The following is an 18,822-nucleotide window of genomic DNA, read 5'->3' on the forward strand; positions in this document are numbered from 1 at the left end:
TTTGTGTGTAGGCTTCTTCATTTGGAAATTATATCGCTGAAAAACCCTTTACAGATAGGTTTGTGCAACAAAGCCATTAAATAACATAGATACACTGACCTATACTCAGCGCTTATTATTCAAGTAAATATATATATTGGACAGCATATAATCAGTTTTTTTGTTATATTTCAGTAATTTATTTTTGTATAACTCATCATGTAAATTAAAAATTAAATCATTTAATTGGCATTATTTATTAAAAAACAAATACAAATCACATTTATAAGCGTGGGGTGTGACATTCTAGGAAAAACCACATATATAATAAAAATATGAGAACAAATAAAATAAATATAAATTAAGAAAATAATATACTAATTATGTGAATTATACATTTTTGTGATAGCTCATTTATAATTTTTTAATCGTTTTTAAATCTAAATTTTTCTATCAAGTTAAGCATCAAACGATTAAGTTTAGCTGATCAATCACAGCTTTATGTTCAACAAAGTGAGCTTTATTTTAAATAACAGCTACATCAAGTATGAAAGCCCAAGCTTTATGTAGCTGTGATAATTTTTGCTCAATCAATACAAAAAATGGAGCATCAAGCTCCATTTTTTTAAGTGAATTTAGGCTTTTTTAACAAATTCAGATTTCAGCTTCATTTGTCCAATGCCTTCAATTTTGCAATCAATATCATGACCGTCACTGGCATCTGGCACTAAACGAATAGTTTTGACTTTAGTACCCACTTTGACCACAGAAGATGAACCTTTGATTTTTAAGTCTTTAATCACTGTGACACTGTCACCGTCTTGCAACACATTACCATTGGCATCTTTAATGATGCTTTGGGCTTCGGCTTGCTCTTCGCCTTCTTGCCATTCATGTGCACATTCAGGACACACCAATAGTTCGCCATCTTCATAGGTATATGCCGATTGGCATTTAGGACAGTTTGGAAGTGACATCGCAACCTCAAAATTAACATATCATTAACATATAAAGCGCATAATAGCATAAATCATGCGCTTTATCGGGCATATTTTGCCTATCAAACTGCTTCAATAATCACTTTAAGAAGTCCCATCAATTTGATCATCAAACACATAGGCCATACAGCCCCAACCATCGTATTCACCTTGAAACTGCTCAGCTACCTTTTGCAACCATTCTTCCATATCTACAATGGCTTGATATTCAGGTTGTAACTCCACAAACACGGTTAAACGCCATTCATGCGGTTGCAGATGTTGATCAAAGATGAGATTAAGTTTTTGTTGTTCGCGTAATAGATGTAAAGCTGCGTATTCAGCTTGCTCATGATCTATAAAGCTCAGTGAAAATTCGATGTCGTGCAATTCTTTTAAATCATCACCGTCTTGATACATCTGCCATAAAATATTGCCATTGTCATCATCTGGAAATTTTTGATAATCGCGATACATTTCTTATCCTTATACTATGCTTATTCAAATTATACACATACTTGAGCTTAGCTGATTTTAAGCCACAATGTGATGATTTTTGTAGCAGTTGGGTCTAAGAGTTAAAATGGTGCGAGTGCTTCAATCACGATGTCTTTTTTGCTCAGCGGTTGAGTAAAAGCTAAATAAGAGGCATGTAACGCCATGCGTTTTAAGGGACTTTGGAGAGCACATGGATGATAGAGTTTATCGCCTGTGATTGGATGCCCAATATGTAACATATGTACACGCAGTTGGTGCGAGCGCCCAGTAATGGGTGTTAGCTTGACCCGAGTAATGTCTTGGCTTTGGTCATATTCAAGTGCTTGATAATAAGTTAGGGCTTTTTTACCCAATTCATCATGCACCATTTGGCGTGGGCGATTTTCCCAATCGGTAATTAAGGGTGCATCCACTTGCCCTGTGCCTTGTAATTGCCCTTGCACCAAAGCCGTGTAATGTTTAATCAAGGTACGCGCTTGGAACATTTTACTCACCGCCACCTCTGCATCACGGTGTTTGGCAAACATTAAAATACCTGATGTAGCCATATCTAAACGATGCGTAATCTTGGCTTGCGGATATAAGTCCAACACACGTAAGTAAGCACTGTCGTGATGTTCAGGTAAACGCCCCGGTACCGACAATAATCCTGCTGGCTTTTCAATGATGACTAAATCTTCATCTTGATACAAAATAACCAATGGCGTTTGCGGTGGTTGATAGATAAAGTGATCGTTTAAAGCCATGACAGAAGCCATAAATAAGAAAGCTCGGCACGTTAGCAACTGCCCATGTGGCTGTCAAGCATGGCTAAGATTAAATTTATGAGCTGCAATTTTGACTGTCTGATCAAGTTGATGCACAATCAATACATCGAAAAAATTGTCAAATTTGAGGCCATTATGAGCACAGCACCAGCCTTTAGTGCACTGAGTTTAGCAGGTGTAGATGCACAAAAATTCTTACAAGGTCAAGTGACCTTGCATGTAGAGCGCTTAGAAGAAAATATCACGCGCTATACCGGCATTTGTAACTTAAAAGGACGTTTACAGTTTGGTTTATGGCTAACCAAGCTCAATCCTGAAAGCTTTGTGATTGTGACCACAGCCGATCAAGCAGATGAGCTTGCCAAGCATATTCAAAAATTTGGTGCCTTTTCTAAAATGAAGCTGCAGGTATTAGGCCAAGTTTATCCAACGCTGGTAGACGATTGCACGATTTTTAGTGATAGTGAAACAGATGTTACTGCATGGCAACGTGCTGCGATTCAAGCCGGTCAAGCATGGCTCAATGCAAGCAGCTTAAATGAGTTTCAACCGCAAGAGTTACGTTTACATCAACGTGAAGGCGTACATTACGACAAAGGCTGCTATTTGGGTCAAGAAATTGTGGCGCGTTTATGGTTTAAAGCCAAACCCAAGCATTGGCTGCATTTGGTACAGGGTCAAGGCGCCGCACCTGAAACTGCCAGCAAGTTGCATAATGATGTAGAAGTGGTGAATGCTATTGACACTGAACAAGGTTATCTGGCACTGGTAGTGGCTAAACCACAAGCCTTAGTAGAATTGGGCTTAGAAGTACTCGATTTACCTGAATACTTAAATGGCGATGTGGCACGACCTCAAGCTTAAAATATATAAAAGAACCTCCAAATGTGGAGGTTTTTTCTTGATTAAAATCCGTGAAACAGCTTATTCATGTCTTTAACGACATAGTCTTTAAAATGAAAAGCACGTGCATGTTTGGCATCAAACTTTACGCTAAGATCACCATTTTGAAAAACATAAACACGGTCATCTGCACTTACCAAATAGTCTTTGCCTAAAGCTAACAGCAAGGCATCAATTTTATCTGTATCTGCAATACTGTCATCGGCATTAATTTTGTCATAGTTACGTTTAATACCTTTAATAAACATGGCAATATCCTGAAGATTACATGATCGATGATTTTAGCTTATTTTTGCTTAATATAGGCACCAGCTCGGCATTTATTCACGCCAATTGCCATAAGCTACACAGCTCAACCGCTGTGCGATCGCCAGTTTTAACATTGCTCATGATGATTGAATTTTAGTGCTTTTATCAGCTTTGCTCGTTTTATACAGCAAATGTTTGGAGGGAAATTTTAAGCGCTGCTTCACTCTATGCTAGGTCAAAAACACCATGTGTGATATTGCAGCTTTTAAGCACGCTTATGGATTATACTTTTACTTTTTAAATATAGCTCTTAAGATAAGCGCTACATTTTATACAATTCAGGTTACTCATAATGAAAAAATTACTTTTGGCCACTGCCCTGACTTTCGCAACAACTTTCACTTTTGCCAATTCAGCTGATGCATTTACTGAAGTTAAAACACTATTACAAAGCAATGATCACACAGGGGCATTTAAGGCCTTGGAAAAAGTGGCTAAAATGAATCATCCTGATGCCTTGTATAATTTAGGTTATTTAACCGAAATCGGTCAAGGTACTACGCAAAATAATAAAAAAGCGCTGCAATATTATGAAAAAGCGGCTAAACAAGGTTCAAGCCTTGCCAATTTCGTTCTAGCCAAAAGCTATGAAACAGGTCGTTTAGGTTTAAAAGCCAATCCTAAAAAAGCGCAAAGCTATTTAGAAGCTGCTGATCGTTTAGGCTCAGCAGATGCAAAAATTGAAATTGCTGAGCAACTGTTTGCCAAACGTAATGCTGAAAGTAATCAACAAGGCTTAGCAAAACTTGCACCATTGGTTCAACAAGGTCATGTTGCCGCAGCCTATAGTCAAGCCACCTTCAAAATCAATGATGGTTTCCGTCAGCAAAATACCGCTCAAGTTCAGCAAGGTATTACTGAACTACATGCTTTAGGTCAAAAAGGTCATGTGGCTTCTTTATTGTTATTGGGCAATTTATATGCCACTGGTTCATTGATCAAACAAGATTTAAATAAAGCCAAAATCATCTTTACTGCATTAGATCAAGCCAAAGTGGCAGAAGCTAAACCTGCACTTGAGATTGTCAACCAAGCACTTGCGAAACAAGCGCAACCTGCCAACAATAAAGTTTCTAAAAAGAGCTAATCAAACCATTCAAAAAAGCGCTTAAATCAGCGCTTTTTTATTTTAATCAAAACTTTCAGTCTTGGATTTAAATGACTTAAATAATTCTTTTAAACCATGTGGCTGACAGCGTAGATACTGCGGTGCTATGGCAATCTGAGCACCCAATTCTGCTGCAGCATGCCATGGCCAACGTGGATTATAAAGTATGGCACGCGCCAAGCCAATCGCATCAGCATAGTGATGGGTTAAAATATCCTCAGCTTGCTGCGGTGTTGTAATTAAACCCACTGCAATCACAGGGATCTTAAGGTGTTGTTTGATCTTATGCGCAAAATCTACTTGATAATTAGGTCCAATTTCAATGGCTTGCTCAGCATGTAAACCACCACTTGAAACATGAACATACACTGCACCCAATTGTTCTAAGGCTTTGGCTAAACCAATGGATTGCTCTATATCCCAGCCTTGTTCACCCATCCAATCTGTTGCCGAGATACGTACTCCAATTGGATAATGCTCAGGTACAGCGGCTTTAATGGCTTGAAAGACTTCTAAAGTGAGTCGAATACGATTTTCTAAGCTGCCGCCATATTCATCTTGGCGTTGGTTAGACAGTGGCGATAAAAATTGATGCAACAAATAGCCATGTGCGGCATGAACTTCAATCAGCTCAAAACCTGCATCAACCGCACGACGCGCAGCTTCAGCAAAATCTTGTATCACATTTTGGATTTCATCTAAGCTTAAGGCTTTGGGTGGTTGATGATCTGCTTGAAAAGCAATCGCGCTTGCAGCGACAGTTTGCCAGCCTTGCTCATGGTCAGACGCTAGCTGACCGCCACCTTGCCACGGTTTACGGCTTGAGGCTTTACGACCTGCATGTGCCAGTTGCACAGCAAATGGCATCGGAGAAAGCCGTTTAATTTTTTCTAATAAGGCTTTGATTTTAGCACGTTGGATATCATTCCAAAGCCCTAGATCTGCGTAGCTAATTCGACCTACCGCCTGTACTGCCGTTGCTTCTACAATACATAAACCAGCGCCAGACAGTGCATAATTGGCCCACTGCTGTTCGTGCCAATCGCTGACTTCACCATTGTTGGCTGAGTATTGACACATCGGTGCAATCACGATTTTATTCTCAAGCTGCAATGTGCCAAATTCAATTGCTGTAAAAAGCTCAGGCATGTGCATTCTCCATTCTTGTTATTGCGATTTTGCTCTTTAACATAGCGGCTTAAGCTTAAATCTACAATCTAAACTTTATACAGCCTCTTGTTTAGTATTTTGCCGGTTGATATACAAAAACAAGCTTAACCACATACAAATTAGTCTTTTAGCAGCTTAAACTTGTTTTTTAATGCGCTTGCCCCATATTGAATCATATTCAAAAAAACTGGATTGTTATGCCTGAATTACCTGAAGTGGAAACCACCAAAGTCAGTCTTGCACCTTTGCTTGATCAACGCGTTTTAGATGTCAGCATTTATCAAAGCAGTTTACGTTGGCCAATTCCAGACAATGTTGCTGTGCTCAAAGGTCAACGCTTAGTCAGCTTAAAACGCCGTTCTAAATATATTTTGGCTGAGTTTGAACATGCCACCATGCTTTGGCATTTAGGCATGTCGGGAAGCTTTAGAATTTGTCAGCCTGATGAACCACTTAAAAAACATGATCACTTTGTGATGCGTTTTGAGGACTGTGAGTTACGTTATCATGACCCACGCCGTTTTGGCTGTATTTTATGGTTAGATGACTATGCGCAAACAAAACTGTTAGCCCCGCTTGGTCCCGAACCCTTAAGTGATGCCTTTGATGCAGCTTATTTAAGCCAAAAACTCAAAAATAAGAATGTTGGCATTAAAGTTGCAATCATGGATAACCATGTGGTGGTGGGTGTTGGTAATATTTATGCTACAGAGAGTTTATTTAATCTGGGCATTCATCCTGCTGAGCCTGCAAAGCATTTAAATACACAACAGATCGAAAAATTAGTGGTTGAAATTAAGCGGATCTTAAAACAAGCGATTGATTTAGGTGGTTCCACTTTACGTGACTATAGCAATGCCATGGGTGAAAATGGCTATTTTCAGCAAACCTTATTGGCTTACGGTCGTGCCGGAGAGATGTGTGTTAATTGCGAAACCACCCTTGAAAATATAAAGCTAGGACAACGTGCTTCTGTGTTTTGTCCAACGTGTCAGCCATTACAAATGCAAAGGAAATTAGCATGAAAACAGCCATCGTTCGGCATATTTTGGTCAAAGATAAAGAGCAAGCCGAGCAATTAAAAAAGAAAATTTTAGCTGGTACTGATTTTGCTAAAATAGCCAAGCAATTTTCGACCTGTAATTCTGCTAAACGTGGTGGTGAATTAGGTGAAGTGAAAAAAGGGCAATTGGTGCCTGTGATTGATAAATTGGTATTTAGCGCCGCAGAACGGGTTTTACATGGGCCTATCAAAAGCCAATTTGGTTTTCATTTGCTTGAGATTAAGTTCCGTATGGATTTTTAAACCCAAGCACAGCTATAAAAACACAGTCACGATGAAAAAACGGCACCTAAAGTGCCGTTTTTTACAAATTTTAGACTTAACCTTTACGTTTTAATTCATCACGAATTTCACGTAACAGTGCAATATCTTCAGGTGTTGGTTCAGGGGCAGGTGCTGCCTCTTCTTCTTTACGGCGCAATTTATTCATAAATTTAACTAATAAGAACACCACCCATGCTAAAAGCAAGAAATTAATTAAAACGGTTAAGAAATTACCATAAGCAAAGACATTTAGGCCTGCTTCTTGTAAATCTGCTAAATTAGTTAAATTATTTGGATTATCGCCTAGTACCACAAACCAATTTGAGTAATCAACTTCACCGCCTAAGATCCATGACACAAACGGCATAATTAAATCTTTAACCATAGAGTCAATAATTTTACCAAACGCGCCACCAATGATCACACCGACCGCTAAGTCCATGACATTGCCTTTCACAGCAAACTCGCGAAACTCTTGAATAATACTCATAAAAAAAACCGCCAACATGCGTTAGCGGTTTTTAACGTCGGCTAGCAGCGCGACTTATTTACCAGAACGGTTACGTTTACGTTCGTTTTCAGTTAAATAACGCTTACGAATACGAATTGACTTAGGTGTTACTTCAACTAATTCGTCATCTTCAATGAATTCAAGCGCTTGTTCAAGCGTATATTCAATTGCAGGAACAAGTGTTAACGCTTCGTCAGTACCTGATGCACGTACGTTGGTTAACTGTTTTGCTTTAGTTGGGTTAACTGTCATGTCGTCAGAACGAGAGTTAATACCAATAATCATACCTTCGTAAACTTCTAACTGAGGTTTAGCGAATAGACGACCACGGTCTTGTAATGTGAACAATGCATAGCCCAAGCAAGTACCTTGAACCATAGAAACCAACACACCGTTTTGACGTTTCGCAACAGTACCTTGTTTCATAGGACCGTAATGCGAGAAGCTTGACGTCATGATACCTGTACCAGAAGTCATGGTTAAGAATTCTGAACGGAAACCAATTAAGCCACGTGAAGGAACAGTTGCTTCAATACGGATACGGCCTTTACCGTCAACTTCCATATTGGTCATTTCGCCTTTACGGTGACCCATTTGTTCCATTACAGCACCTTGATGCTGTTCTTCAACGTCAAATGTTACGTTTTCATACGGTTCTTGTTTAACACCGTCGATTTCTTTTAAGATTACTTGTGGACGAGATACGCCCATTTCGAAACCTTCACGACGCATGTTTTCAATCAGAACAGAAAGGTGAAGCTCACCACGACCAGATACTTTGAAACGGTCAGGACTATCGGTATCTTCAACACGTAATGCAACGTTGTGAATTAATTCACGATCAAGACGTTCACGAATGTTACGTGAAGTTACGAATTTACCTTCTTTACCAGCAAACGGTGAATTGTTTACTTGGAATGTCATTGTTACTGTAGGTTCGTCTACAGAAAGCGGTGGAAGTGCTTCAACAGCTTTCGGATCACAAATTGTGTCAGAAATGTTTAATGCATCAATACCTGTTACACAAATGATATCGCCTGCAGAAGCTTCTTCAACGTCTACACGATCTAGACCATGGTAACCCATGATTTTTAAGATACGGCCGTTGCGTGTTTTGCCTTCTTTATCAATGACAGTCACTTGTGTGTTCAATTTTACTGAACCACGTTGAATACGACCTACACCGATAACACCCACGAAGCTGTTATAGTCAAGTGAAGACACTTGCATTTGGAATGGACCATCAACATCAACTGCTGGTGGTTCAACGATATCTACAATCGTTTGGAACAACGGTGTCATATCTTCAGCTAATTCTTCTGGAGAAGGACCCGCTACACCACGAAGACCAGATGCATATACCACTGGGAAGTCTAACTGTTCGTCAGTACCGCCTAAGTTATCAAACAAGTCAAATACTTGGTCGATAACCCAATCTGGACGCGCATTTGGCTTATCAACTTTGTTGATAATTACGATTGGCTTTAAACCACGCGCGAACGCTTTTTGCGTTACGAAACGAGTTTGTGGCATTGGACCTTCTTGAGAGTCAACAAGAAGCAATACACAGTCAACCATAGACAGTACACGTTCAACTTCACCACCGAAGTCGGCGTGTCCCGGGGTGTCGACGATGTTAATACGGTATTCAGTGTTGGTACGCGCATCAGTCCATTTGATTGCAGTGTTTTTTGCAAGAATGGTAATACCACGTTCGCTTTCAATAGCACCAGAATCCATGACACGCTCAATCTCACCCGCGCGATCACCGAGAGCACCTGATTGTTGTAAAAGTTTGTCTACAAGAGTGGTTTTACCATGATCGACGTGCGCAATAATGGCGATGTTACGGAGAGTTTTAATATCTGACATGTATATTCAATGCGTATTTAATTTGAGGCCAAATTATACAGAAAAATTGAAAACTTTTATAGGGGCAGTTCATCGACGGTAACATTTTTTTTTGCCGATTGCTTGGCTTTTGATTTTGTAAAGCAATGTAAACAGATTAGAATAGCGACACTTTTGCCAAAATTTGTTTTGACTTATGTCTGATTTACATCACTCTCCCGAGCAAAAAGACGAGTTAGATTTGGTCTATGGTTTAGAAGACCGACCTAAACCGCTGATTGCCTTTTTAGCGGCTTTTCAACATTTACTTGCCATTATTGTTCCGATTGTTACCCCAGGTTTATTAATCTGTCTTGCCCTTGGTGTTTCTAAAGAAGACACCAATATGATCTTATCCATGTCATTGGTGATCTCAGGCATTGCCACCTTTTTACAATCAAAAAAAGTCGGTCCCTTTGGTGCTGGTCTTTTAATTGTACAAGGCACAAGCTTTAACTTTATTGGGCCAATTATTGGTGTGGGCTCTGCGATGGTGGCCGCTGGCACACCTGTTGAATCGGTGATGGCGGCCATTTTTGGTGTCGTGATTGCAGGCTCATTTATTGAAATGGGCGTCTCGCAAATCTTGCCTTGGATTAAACGACTCATCACGCCGTTAGTCACCGGTATTGTGGTATTACTGATTGGTTTGACCTTAATTAAGGTCGGCTTAACCAGTATGGGCGGTGGTTACGGTGCTATGAAAGATGGTACTTTTGCCAATGCTGACAACCTAATCATGTCATGTACAGTATTGGGTCTGATTATCTTGCTCAATCGCATTAAAGTGGTGTGGATTAAAAGCTCAGCCATTTTAATTGCCTTGGTTGCAGGTTATATCCTTGCCGGCTTTATGGGTCATTTAGATTTCTCTAGCGTAAAAGATGCGCCATTGGTCCAAATTCCAACGCCAATGCACTTTGGTTTAAGCTTCTCTTGGAGCCTGTTTATTCCAATGGCATTTATCTACCTTGTGACGTCTTTAGAAGCCATTGGTGATATTACCGCAACCTCTAAGCTGTCGAATCAGCCTGTCGATGGTCCCAAGTGGATGCAGCGCATTAAAGGTGGTGTTTTGGTCAATGGTGCCAATTCACTGCTTGCCGGTTTGTTTAATACTTTCCCAAGTTCGGTATTTGCCCAAAACAATGGTGTGATTCAACTGACAGGCGTTGCAAGTCGCTATGTTGGCATTTGGATTGCAGCACTTTTGGTTATTTTAGGTTTACTTCCTGCGGTGGCCGGTGTGATTCAAGCGGTACCACAAGCGGTATTAGGTGGTGCAGTGATGGTAATGTTTGGTGCCGTGGCTGCATCAGGGATTAACATTTTATCGACTGTAAATCTTGATCGTCGTGCTTTATTGATTATTGCAATTTCACTGGGCTTAGGCTTAGGTGTTGCACAAGTACCTGATATTTTGGCGCACTTACCTGAATTGTTCCGCAACATTTTTAGTTCAGGTGTGGCCACCGGTGGTATTGCCGCGTTAATTTTAAATATTGTTCTTCCTGAAACGAAGAAATAATTTCATATCCTAAAAGCACTGTTGCTTTGTCACGGTGCTTTTATTATGGAGAGATCCAATGGTTCCACAAAGTGAAGTCCTCATTCGCCAATATGAGTACCTTTCAGGTCGCGTCTTGTTTATCAACGCCCCGACAGACGACTTGTTCCAACACTTAGAAGACAATGTCGATCCGTGTGTATGGACATGGAATTTTAATGACTTTCAGTACTTTGAAGCCAAACAAGCCAAGGTTCACTTTGGTACAGACTTGCCCCAAGGTGAGTTTGACCAAGCTGTCATTTTTGTGCCAAAAGCCAAAGAATTACTCAATTATATTTTATATACCCTCGCCAGCCATTTAAAGATTGGCGGTTCCATTTTATTGGTGGGTGAGAAAAAAGCCGGCATTGAACGTGCAGCAAAACAATTACAGCCGTATGGCAAAACCCTAAAACTCGATAGCGCACGTCATTGTCAATTGTGGCAAACCAGCTTAGATAAAAATGTGCCAGCGAAAGCATTACGCGATTGGGCACAGACTTACCGTGTGACTACGCCTAAAGGCGAGCTTGAAATTTGCGCTTTACCGGGTGTATTTAGCCAAAATCATCTTGATGTGGGTACTGCAGTGTTGTTGCCGTATTTACAACAGGTAACTTCAGGCAAAATTGCAGACTTTGGTTGTGGCGCAGGTGTAATCAGTGCTTATTTGGCCAAACTCAATCCATCTAATCGTATTTTTGCGATGGATGTAGATGCCTTTGCACTGGCTTCAACACAAATGACCTTTGCACAAAATCAGCTTGAACCTGAACAACTTGAGATTAAAGCGGTGCGCGGTATTGAAGATGCACCGTTATTTTTACATGCTATTGTCAGTAATCCACCGTTCCATCAAGGCATTCAGACTGACTATAACGCCAGTGAAAACTTGTGTAAAACAGCACGTCGTCACCTTAAATCAGGCGGTGAATTGTGGATTGTGGCCAACCGCTTCTTAAATTATCCGATGTTGATTGAGCAACATTTTAAACAATGTCATATCAAAACTGATGAGCAAGGCTTTAAGGTGTTATTTGCTAGTACGCAGAAAAATCTTAAGGAATAAAGTATGAGCGAAACACAACAACCTCAATTACAACGTAAGTTGGGTGCTCGCCATCTAAATATGATTGCGATTGGTGGCTCAATTGGTACCGGTTTATTTTTAGCCTCTGGTGCAACCATTGCCAACGCCGGCCCCGGTGGTGCTTTGTTGGCATATGCTTTAATTGGCGTCATGATTTATTTCTTAATGACCAGTTTAGGTGAATTGGCCACGCATAACCCAACCTCTGGCGCGTTCTTTACTTACGGCACCAAATACGTGGAAGGTAGCTTTGGTTTTGCCTTAGGTTGGAACTACTGGTACAACTGGGCCATTACCGTGGCTTTTGAATTGGTTGCAGTACAATTCATTATGAAATTTTGGTTTCCTGACATCCCCGGCTTTTATTGGAGTGCGATCTTCTTAGCTGTGGTATTTGGTATTAATGCTTTAACCGTCAAAGGCTTTGGTGAATCTGAGTTCTTCTTCTCTTTAATTAAAGTCTTGGCAATTATCGCCTTTATTATCATTGGGATTGTCATGATTGTTAAAATCATGCTCACCCCTGATATGGCGGTGTTTGCCAATTGGACCACGGGTGAAGCACCATTTGTGGGTGGTTTGAGCGCCTTAATTGGTGTGGCAATGATTGCCGGATTTTCGTTCCAAGGCACAGAAATGGTCGGCGTTGCAGCCGGTGAATCTAAAGACCCACAAAAAACTATTCCTGTTGCCATTAAACAAATTTTTTGGCGCATTTTATTGTTCTATATCGTGTGTATTTTTATCATTGGGACCTTAATTGCCTATGATGACCCACGTTTATTACAAGCTGCTGCAACAGATAACGTGGCGTTATCACCGTTTACCTTGTTGTACGAACAAGCAGGTTTTGCCTTTGCCGCCTCACTGATGAATGCGGTGATTTTAACTGCGATTTTATCGGCAGGTAACTCAGGCATGTATTCATCAACGCGTATGCTGTTTGATATGGCACGTAAAGGCAGCGCACCTAAAGCCTTTGGTAAACTTGATGCACGCGGCGTACCGATGAATGCCTTATATGCCACCACTGCCATTGCAGCGCTGTGCTTTTTAACCACCTTTATTGGCGAAGAACAAGTCTTTAACTGGCTGTTAAATATGTCTGGTATGTGTGGTTTTATTGTGTGGTTGGGTATTGCCATTTCGCATTATCGCTTCCGTAAAGGCTACGTCATGCAAGGGCATCAGCTTAAAGATTTGGCCTATCGTGCTAAGTTCTTCCCTTTTGCGCCATGGTTTGCCTTTATTTTATGTGCCATTGTGGTGCTGGGTCAAAACTACCAAGCCGTATTAAATGGTGAATGGTTGGCAGTATTGTCGACCTATATTGGTATCTTCTTATTCTTGGCCATTTGGTTAGGATATAAGTGGAAATACAAAACCAAACTGATCTCGTATCAAGAGATGGATGTCACGCCAATGAAAATTGAGCAAGACAAATAAAAAAAAGCAGTCTTCGGACTGCTTTTTTGATTAACTATAACGCATGACAAAATTGCGATCATCAATCACAATCACTTGCTGGCAAATTCCCTCTTGTTGGCGCTGCTGAATAAATACGTCTTTAGGCATTGGCTCAAAACTATCAAAGAAACAAATCTCTTCATCGTCAATTGAATAGACCAAAGAGTGATTACCAACACCCTCTAAAGTGTCGTAATACACAATCACAAAGCGCCCTTGATCTACGGCCTGTTTAATCTGCGCATAATTCATTTCATCACGTACAGGAATGCCCAGTTCTTGAGCTTTGGCATAAAAGAATTGTTCGGTCGGCTGTGGATCTGGGTCATGCTGGGTACTAAATTCAACATCTAACCCCAAATGCTTTAAACCAACTGCCAAAGCAATTCCGTAGGTACCTTCCTCAGCATTATGCCGACATAAATGCACTAAATCTTGGGTTTCTAGGTCAATACCATAATGATGGAACAACATCCAAATTGCATACAGACCACCATTGGCAGGTAGCTCGGCTAAATCTTGTGGAATCTCTACGCTCATAATGTGTTTAATCTTCAAAAGAATAAAGCTATTGTAATTTTTCTTATAAAAAAAGCGACTCTAAAGAGTCGCTTTTTTCACATCAGTTCAATAACGAATTATTGAGCAGCTGCTTGAGGCTGTACTTCAACAGTACGGCTGCCAGAAATCGTAGCGAATACGCGACGGTTCATAGCACGGCCTTCTTTAGTGTTGTTGTCAGCAATTGGTTGATCCCACGCAAAACCTTGAGTCGATAAACGAGTAGGGTTTACGTTGTATTCATTTACAAGTGCAGATTTAACAGAGTCAGCACGCGCTAAAGATAAGCGATCGTTTAATGCACGAGGACCAGTGCTGTCTGTGTGACCTTCAATACGCGCAGTTGCGTTAGGGTATTCCACTAACTTTTCAGCAACTTTTGCGATTTCTGGTTTGTATTGGTCTTTGATGTTTGATTTGTTGGTATCAAAGAACACACGAAGTTCCATGTTCAAATCTTCAACAAGTACTTGTGGTGTTGGTTCAACTGGTTTTGGTTCAACTGGCACAACCACTACAGGCGCTGCAACAGCAGGCTTTAAGTGACCGCCAAGAACTACGTTAAGACCAGCTAAAGCTGTGTAGTTCCAGAATTGTTCGTCAAAGTTGTATGTACCACGAGCTTCTGTACGAAGAGATAAAGCATCGTTTAAGCGCCAGAAAGCACCAACACCAGCATTACCTAAAGTACCTTCATCTTCCCAACCAGCAGCTTCGCCTTCGCCTTCATATTTATAGTGACCAGCACCTAAAAGTACGTATGGCTTAACTTTGCTGTCGTAGTTCTTCGTGATTAAATCAGAAGTTACGTAGAAGTTACCCGCAAGTTGTTGTTGCTTATATTCAGCTACTTTAGTTTCAGCAACATCGATGTCGCCTTTTACTTGTGAATATTCAGCTTCAAAACCTAACCATGGTGTTAATTCCACACCAAGCGCAGCACCAACGAATAAATCGTCTTGAAGTTCAGCGCCAACTTCTGATAAGCCTTTTAAGTTATCAGCATCATTGTTGTGTTGAGTGTCTTGGAACGTGTAACCAACTAATAGTGGAGTTACAGTAACACCCGCATTAGCTGCTGCAAACGGTGCAGCAACAAGCATTGCTAAAGCAATACGACTCATTTTCATGGATTTATCCTCCAGAGATATAAATTGTTGTTCAAGCTCAGGTATATTTACCTCTGGGATAGGCTTTTATTACCCCAGTGTTATTTTTAAGCTATTCACACGCCATCATACAAACACTTCTTTTATTTTCCAAGTGCTTGATAATTTTAATCAAGAAAATTATTGACAAAATTACTTACAAATTCCGTTGTAATTCGGTAATTTTTCGATGAGTAGCCCTTTATGAATAGCTTATTTTTGGCTTGAATGGATTCTAGCAGCTTTAAAACGCATAAGTCATCTTATTACGGCCAAAGTCATATCTAATGTTATTTTTATGAGGTCTTTAAAGCTGCTCAGAAGAGAAGGAGTAAGTACATGCTCAAATTCTATCGTGGCTTTACTTTAGTTGAATGCTTAGTGACCATTGTTGTGATTGCAATTTTGGTCGCTGTGGCCATTCCAAGCTTTCAGCGCGACTTAATGAAAAAAGAAATGCAGAGTTCACAAATTAAAGTGCAACGAGCACTGCAATTGGCACGTCAACATGCCATGAGTCAAGCCAATCATGTCGTCATATGTAATAGTCACAACGGCACATTGTGTAGTAGTAACCATTGGACACAAGGCTTTATTGTATTTGTCGATATCAATAAAAATCGGCAAAGAGAAAGTAATGAAAGCCTTGTATTGGGTGAAGCACTCAATTTAAAGTATGGGCAATTATCTTGGGGCAGTCTAAACCGTGACAATTTAAGTTTTTTACCACGTACTGGTTTACCGCTTGGCTCTAATGGCACCTTTAGTTATTGCGCTCAAAATACCCAGTTTAGTTATAGTATTGTGGTCAGCCATATGGGACATAGCCGCATTGCTCAAACTCAACGCTGTCCCTAAACCTCAATATGAGAAAACTGGGCAATAATCACTAAACCTAGGCTAATCAAGCCAATGCCTAGCCAACCTGCTACATCTATGTGTTGACCTAAATATACCTTGGCCAATAAAGCGGTTGCGATTACCCCAAGCCCCGACCACAACACATATAAAATCCCCGCTTGCATATATTTAAGCGCAATGGCGGCACAGGCGAAAGAGCCGAGATATAACACTAAAGCGATGGCTTGATCGGACTTATGCACTAAGCCATTGGCCTTGGCTGAATAAAAGGTAGAAAAGACATCCGCTAAAATTGCCAATAACAACCAATAGACACCCGGATTGATTTTGCTCAACCACTGCATCATACATTTCCTATAAAAAAAGCCGCGCGAGCGCGGCTTTGATATGTGCTTCGATTAAGCACCGGTTTGATAATTTGGTTTTGGCACAGCTGTTGAAGCTTGATAAGGTTGGGTAAAATCACTTAAACCTTTGGCCGCTTCTGCAACGTCTTTGCCTTCTTTGACTACAAAAGTGTCAAAGCCTGCGCGTTTCATATAGTTTAAAACGTCTTTAAACACATCACCGGTCGCACGCAGTTCACCTTGGAAACCTTGGCGACGTAACAGTGCGGCAAATGAATAACCACGACCATCGTTAAAACCTGCAAACTCAATAAAGATCGCATCTAATTGATCAAGTGGAAACTGATGCTCTTCTGGTGAAGTGTCTACAGTAACATACAACGCTTTTTTACCTGAAACATGGGCAATTTGATCAAGCTGCTCAACCGTTAAAACCACATCACCTGCTGGTAATACAGCATCTTCACCGATCAATTGATAGGTATTGTCTGCAACAGTGCCATCTTTTGCGAGCACTGGTAGTGCGGTGTTAAGCATATGCACGCTCCTTAAATGGTTTGATGCCTACACGGCGATAAGTATCAACAAAATCTTCGCCTTCTTCACGCAAATCAAGATAGGTATTTAAGATTTCTTCAACAATATCAGGTACAGCATCTGCTGCAAATGATGGTCCTAAGATGTCACCAATTGAAGCATCATGGTCAGCATTACCACCTAAAGTAATTTGGTAGAACTCAGCGCCTTTTTTATCTACGCCTAAAATACCAATGTTCCCTACGTGGTGGTGACCACAGGCATTCATACAGCCTGAGATATTCAGATCCAATTTACCTAGGTTGTAAATAGTATCTAAATCATCAAAACGGCGTGAAATCGCTTCTGAAATTGGAATTGATTTTGCATTGGCCAATGAACAGAAATCACCGCCTGGGCAACAGATAATATCGGTTAAGAAACCAATATGTGCACGGGCAAGATTGGCTTGATCAAGTGCTTGCCACAGGGCAAATAAATCTTTTTGTGGTACATCGACAAGGGCAATGTTTTGCTCATGTGTGGTACGTAACTCACCAAAAGTATATTGATCAGCAAGATCAGCAATCAGGTTCATCTCTTCAGAAGTCACATCACCCGGTGCTACGCCTGTACGTTTTAAAGAAATCGTCACAATACGATAGCCTTTAACTTTATGGGCGTGGGTGTTGATGTTGAACCAATGTTTGAATTTTGGATGCTGAGCAAAGAGTTCAGTGAAATCTTGATCTTGATAATCTTGGTAAACAAATGGCGTGAAGTTCTCATCCATTTTTGCCAAAGTTTCAGCATCAACTTTTAAGGTTTTAATGGTATGCGCAAATTCAGCTTCTACTTTTTGTGCAAATACTTCAGGCGTTAATGCTTTGACCAAAATTTTAATACGTGCTTTGTACTTGTTATCACGGCGACCGTGTAAGTTATAAACACGTAAAATGGCTTCTAGGTAAGCAATTAAATCTTCACGTGGCAAGAAGTCACGAATAAAGCTACCCATAATTGGGGTACGACCTAAACCGCCACCGACTTTAATTTTATAGCCGATTTCGCCTTGTTCGTTTTTAACAATATACACACCCACATCATGGAACGAAGTCGCCGCACGGTCGATTTCTTCCAAAGCAGATACAGCAATCTTAAATTTACGCGGTAAAAACGCAAATTCAGGATGGAACGTTGACCATTGACGAATCAACTCACAGGTTGGACGTGGGTCAGCAATTTCACCTGCCACAACACCTGCATATTGGTCTGTGGTGGTGTTACGAATACAGTTACCTGAAGTTTGAATGGCATGCATTTGCACAGCTGCTAATTCTTGTAACATATCAGGTACATTTTCTAGCGCAGGCCAGTTGAACTGGAAGTTTTGACGCGTTGAAACATGTGCATAACCACGGTCATATTCGGTGGCGAGTTCCGCAATTTTACGTAATTGCTTCGAGTTCATTAAACCGTAAGGTACAGCCACACGCAACATTGGCGCATAACGTTGTACATACAAACCATTTTGTAAACGAAGTGGACGATATTCGTCTTCGGTGAGTTTGCCGGCTAAATAACGTTCCGTTTGGTCACGGAACTGTGCAACACGTTCATTAATCAGTTGCTGATCAAAATCAGTATATAAATACATGGCGTACAGCTAGTAGTTTCTATTATAACGGCGTACAGAATAACGATTTTTGATCTATCAAGAAAATGCGTTTTTTACATATTTCATAGCGGTTTTATTGATAAGCCTGCATCATATTCACTGATAACAGGCAATTGTAGCCATTTATCCTACTTTTTCATATTATTTATATTTTACCAATACTCTT

The 18,822-nt window shown here is 40.5% G+C and carries 20 protein-coding genes; 8 read left to right on the forward strand and 12 right to left on the reverse strand.

Going from position 1 to position 18,822, the window contains the following annotated elements; all coding sequences use genetic code 11:
• Positions 1-614 precede the first annotated feature (614 nt).
• The 3 genes from Q0Z55_RS09100 to Q0Z55_RS09110 form a co-directional block, all read right to left on the reverse strand.
• Positions 615-956, reverse strand: a complete 342-nt coding sequence (locus tag Q0Z55_RS09100; protein WP_297427351.1) for a zinc ribbon domain-containing protein YjdM — start codon at positions 954-956, stop codon at positions 615-617.
• 105 nt (positions 957-1,061) lie between these two features.
• A complete protein-coding gene (locus tag Q0Z55_RS09105; RefSeq protein ID WP_297427354.1) occupies positions 1,062-1,433 on the reverse strand; it encodes a ribonuclease E inhibitor RraB in 372 nt (123 codons plus the stop codon).
• Positions 1,434-1,534: 101 nt separating this feature from the next.
• Complete coding sequence (locus tag Q0Z55_RS09110) at positions 1,535-2,200, reverse strand: RluA family pseudouridine synthase (protein ID WP_297427357.1); 666 nt, start codon at positions 2,198-2,200, stop codon at positions 1,535-1,537.
• 156 nt (positions 2,201-2,356) lie between these two features.
• On the opposite strand from Q0Z55_RS09110, the gene Q0Z55_RS09115 reads away from it, so the two are divergent.
• Positions 2,357-3,085, forward strand: a complete 729-nt coding sequence (locus Q0Z55_RS09115) for a folate-binding Fe/S cluster repair protein (RefSeq protein WP_297427360.1) — start codon at positions 2,357-2,359, stop codon at positions 3,083-3,085.
• Positions 3,086-3,126: 41 nt separating this feature from the next.
• On the opposite strand, the gene Q0Z55_RS09120 is transcribed toward Q0Z55_RS09115, so the two are convergent.
• The gene (locus Q0Z55_RS09120; RefSeq protein WP_297427363.1) at positions 3,127-3,372 is read right to left on the reverse strand and encodes a hypothetical protein; all 246 of its coding nucleotides are present in this window, start codon (positions 3,370-3,372) and stop codon (positions 3,127-3,129) included.
• A gap of 353 nt (positions 3,373-3,725) precedes the next feature.
• Between Q0Z55_RS09120 and Q0Z55_RS09125 the strand changes: the two genes are divergently transcribed.
• Positions 3,726-4,520 (forward strand): tetratricopeptide repeat protein, encoded by a 795-nt coding sequence (locus Q0Z55_RS09125; RefSeq protein WP_297427366.1) that lies wholly within the window; start codon positions 3,726-3,728, stop codon positions 4,518-4,520.
• 42 nt (positions 4,521-4,562) lie between these two features.
• Here Q0Z55_RS09125 and Q0Z55_RS09130 read toward each other — a convergent pair whose 3' ends face one another.
• Positions 4,563-5,690, reverse strand: coding sequence for an NADH:flavin oxidoreductase/NADH oxidase (locus Q0Z55_RS09130; RefSeq protein ID WP_297427369.1), 1,128 nt, complete (start codon positions 5,688-5,690; stop codon positions 4,563-4,565).
• A 218-nt stretch (positions 5,691-5,908) separates the two neighbouring features.
• On the opposite strand from Q0Z55_RS09130, the gene mutM reads away from it, so the two are divergent.
• Both mutM and Q0Z55_RS09140 read left to right on the forward strand, forming a co-directional pair.
• A complete protein-coding gene (gene mutM / locus Q0Z55_RS09135; protein WP_297427373.1) occupies positions 5,909-6,736 on the forward strand; it encodes a bifunctional DNA-formamidopyrimidine glycosylase/DNA-(apurinic or apyrimidinic site) lyase in 828 nt (275 codons plus the stop codon).
• Positions 6,733-7,017 carry a peptidylprolyl isomerase gene (locus tag Q0Z55_RS09140; protein WP_297427375.1) on the forward strand — a complete coding sequence of 95 codons (285 nt, stop codon included), beginning with the start codon at positions 6,733-6,735 and terminating at the stop codon, positions 7,015-7,017. Before mutM ends, Q0Z55_RS09140 begins: the two co-directional genes overlap by 4 nt.
• 76 nt (positions 7,018-7,093) lie before the next feature.
• Here the strand turns inward: Q0Z55_RS09140 and mscL are convergent, their stop codons facing one another.
• Both mscL and typA read right to left on the reverse strand, forming a co-directional pair.
• The gene (mscL, locus tag Q0Z55_RS09145; protein WP_297427377.1) at positions 7,094-7,528 is read right to left on the reverse strand and encodes a large conductance mechanosensitive channel protein MscL; all 435 of its coding nucleotides are present in this window, start codon (positions 7,526-7,528) and stop codon (positions 7,094-7,096) included.
• A gap of 54 nt (positions 7,529-7,582) precedes the next feature.
• On the reverse strand, positions 7,583-9,421 hold the full coding sequence (typA, locus tag Q0Z55_RS09150; protein ID WP_297427381.1) for a translational GTPase TypA: 1,839 nt from the start codon (positions 9,419-9,421) through the stop codon (positions 7,583-7,585).
• 175 nt (positions 9,422-9,596) lie between these two features.
• Between typA and Q0Z55_RS09155 the strand changes: the two genes are divergently transcribed.
• Genes Q0Z55_RS09155 through Q0Z55_RS09165 form a run of 3 tightly spaced genes read left to right on the forward strand, consistent with a single transcriptional unit; the run spans position 9,597 to position 13,524 of the window.
• The gene (locus tag Q0Z55_RS09155; RefSeq protein ID WP_297427383.1) at positions 9,597-10,967 is read left to right on the forward strand and encodes a uracil-xanthine permease family protein; all 1,371 of its coding nucleotides are present in this window, start codon (positions 9,597-9,599) and stop codon (positions 10,965-10,967) included.
• A gap of 58 nt (positions 10,968-11,025) precedes the next feature.
• Positions 11,026-12,057 carry a methyltransferase gene (locus tag Q0Z55_RS09160; protein ID WP_297427385.1) on the forward strand — a complete coding sequence of 344 codons (1,032 nt, stop codon included), beginning with the start codon at positions 11,026-11,028 and terminating at the stop codon, positions 12,055-12,057.
• Positions 12,058-12,060: 3 nt separating this feature from the next.
• Positions 12,061-13,524: an amino acid permease gene (locus tag Q0Z55_RS09165; RefSeq protein ID WP_297427389.1), complete on the forward strand. Its 1,464-nt coding sequence runs from the start codon at positions 12,061-12,063 to the stop codon at positions 13,522-13,524.
• Between the two features lie 30 nt (positions 13,525-13,554).
• Here the strand turns inward: Q0Z55_RS09165 and Q0Z55_RS09170 are convergent, their stop codons facing one another.
• Both Q0Z55_RS09170 and omp38 read right to left on the reverse strand, forming a co-directional pair.
• Positions 13,555-14,085: a peptidase C39 gene (locus tag Q0Z55_RS09170; RefSeq protein WP_297427392.1), complete on the reverse strand. Its 531-nt coding sequence runs from the start codon at positions 14,083-14,085 to the stop codon at positions 13,555-13,557.
• Between the two features lie 98 nt (positions 14,086-14,183).
• A complete protein-coding gene (gene omp38 / locus Q0Z55_RS09175) occupies positions 14,184-15,236 on the reverse strand; it encodes an outer membrane protein Omp38 (protein ID WP_297427394.1) in 1,053 nt (350 codons plus the stop codon).
• A 357-nt stretch (positions 15,237-15,593) separates the two neighbouring features.
• On the opposite strand from omp38, the gene Q0Z55_RS09180 reads away from it, so the two are divergent.
• On the forward strand, positions 15,594-16,112 hold the full coding sequence (locus tag Q0Z55_RS09180) for a GspH/FimT family pseudopilin (RefSeq protein ID WP_297427397.1): 519 nt from the start codon (positions 15,594-15,596) through the stop codon (positions 16,110-16,112).
• On the opposite strand, the gene Q0Z55_RS09185 is transcribed toward Q0Z55_RS09180, so the two are convergent.
• From Q0Z55_RS09185 to Q0Z55_RS09195, 3 genes are read right to left on the reverse strand one after another with little or no spacing between them, the layout of a single operon-like run.
• Positions 16,109-16,462, reverse strand: coding sequence for an SMR family transporter (locus Q0Z55_RS09185; RefSeq protein WP_297427400.1), 354 nt, complete (start codon positions 16,460-16,462; stop codon positions 16,109-16,111). The genes Q0Z55_RS09180 and Q0Z55_RS09185 overlap by 4 nt on opposite strands.
• 51 nt (positions 16,463-16,513) lie before the next feature.
• Positions 16,514-16,999 carry a DUF934 domain-containing protein gene (locus Q0Z55_RS09190; protein WP_297427404.1) on the reverse strand — a complete coding sequence of 162 codons (486 nt, stop codon included), beginning with the start codon at positions 16,997-16,999 and terminating at the stop codon, positions 16,514-16,516.
• Positions 16,992-18,635 carry a nitrite/sulfite reductase gene (locus Q0Z55_RS09195; protein WP_297427407.1) on the reverse strand — a complete coding sequence of 548 codons (1,644 nt, stop codon included), beginning with the start codon at positions 18,633-18,635 and terminating at the stop codon, positions 16,992-16,994. Before Q0Z55_RS09195 ends, Q0Z55_RS09190 begins: the two co-directional genes overlap by 8 nt.
• Between the last annotated feature and the right edge of the window lie 187 nt (positions 18,636-18,822).

The organism is uncultured Acinetobacter sp. (assembly GCF_947626835.1).
GTDB lineage: Bacteria > Pseudomonadota > Gammaproteobacteria > Pseudomonadales > Moraxellaceae > Acinetobacter.

Excerpts from the sequence above, each read along its gene's own strand:
- Q0Z55_RS09100 (WP_297427351.1), bottom strand. The coding sequence starts at position 956 with ATGTCACTTCCAAACTGTCCTAAATGCCAATCGGCATATACCTATGAA.
- Q0Z55_RS09105 (WP_297427354.1), bottom strand. The coding sequence starts at position 1,433 with ATGTATCGCGATTATCAAAAATTTCCAGATGATGACAATGGCAATATT.
- Q0Z55_RS09110 (WP_297427357.1), bottom strand. The coding sequence starts at position 2,200 with ATGGCTTTAAACGATCACTTTATCTATCAACCACCGCAAACGCCATTG.
- Q0Z55_RS09115 (WP_297427360.1), top strand. The coding sequence starts at position 2,357 with ATGAGCACAGCACCAGCCTTTAGTGCACTGAGTTTAGCAGGTGTAGAT.
- Q0Z55_RS09120 (WP_297427363.1), bottom strand. The coding sequence starts at position 3,372 with ATGTTTATTAAAGGTATTAAACGTAACTATGACAAAATTAATGCCGAT.
- Q0Z55_RS09125 (WP_297427366.1), top strand. The coding sequence starts at position 3,726 with ATGAAAAAATTACTTTTGGCCACTGCCCTGACTTTCGCAACAACTTTC.
- Q0Z55_RS09130 (WP_297427369.1), bottom strand. The coding sequence starts at position 5,690 with ATGCCTGAGCTTTTTACAGCAATTGAATTTGGCACATTGCAGCTTGAG.
- mutM (WP_297427373.1), top strand. The coding sequence starts at position 5,909 with ATGCCTGAATTACCTGAAGTGGAAACCACCAAAGTCAGTCTTGCACCT.
- Q0Z55_RS09140 (WP_297427375.1), top strand. The coding sequence starts at position 6,733 with ATGAAAACAGCCATCGTTCGGCATATTTTGGTCAAAGATAAAGAGCAA.
- mscL (WP_297427377.1), bottom strand. The coding sequence starts at position 7,528 with ATGAGTATTATTCAAGAGTTTCGCGAGTTTGCTGTGAAAGGCAATGTC.
- typA (WP_297427381.1), bottom strand. The coding sequence starts at position 9,421 with ATGTCAGATATTAAAACTCTCCGTAACATCGCCATTATTGCGCACGTC.
- Q0Z55_RS09155 (WP_297427383.1), top strand. The coding sequence starts at position 9,597 with ATGTCTGATTTACATCACTCTCCCGAGCAAAAAGACGAGTTAGATTTG.
- Q0Z55_RS09160 (WP_297427385.1), top strand. The coding sequence starts at position 11,026 with ATGGTTCCACAAAGTGAAGTCCTCATTCGCCAATATGAGTACCTTTCA.
- Q0Z55_RS09165 (WP_297427389.1), top strand. The coding sequence starts at position 12,061 with ATGAGCGAAACACAACAACCTCAATTACAACGTAAGTTGGGTGCTCGC.
- Q0Z55_RS09170 (WP_297427392.1), bottom strand. The coding sequence starts at position 14,085 with ATGAGCGTAGAGATTCCACAAGATTTAGCCGAGCTACCTGCCAATGGT.
- omp38 (WP_297427394.1), bottom strand. The coding sequence starts at position 15,236 with ATGAAAATGAGTCGTATTGCTTTAGCAATGCTTGTTGCTGCACCGTTT.
- Q0Z55_RS09180 (WP_297427397.1), top strand. The coding sequence starts at position 15,594 with ATGCTCAAATTCTATCGTGGCTTTACTTTAGTTGAATGCTTAGTGACC.
- Q0Z55_RS09185 (WP_297427400.1), bottom strand. The coding sequence starts at position 16,462 with ATGATGCAGTGGTTGAGCAAAATCAATCCGGGTGTCTATTGGTTGTTA.
- Q0Z55_RS09190 (WP_297427404.1), bottom strand. The coding sequence starts at position 16,999 with ATGCTTAACACCGCACTACCAGTGCTCGCAAAAGATGGCACTGTTGCA.
- Q0Z55_RS09195 (WP_297427407.1), bottom strand. The coding sequence starts at position 18,635 with ATGTATTTATATACTGATTTTGATCAGCAACTGATTAATGAACGTGTT.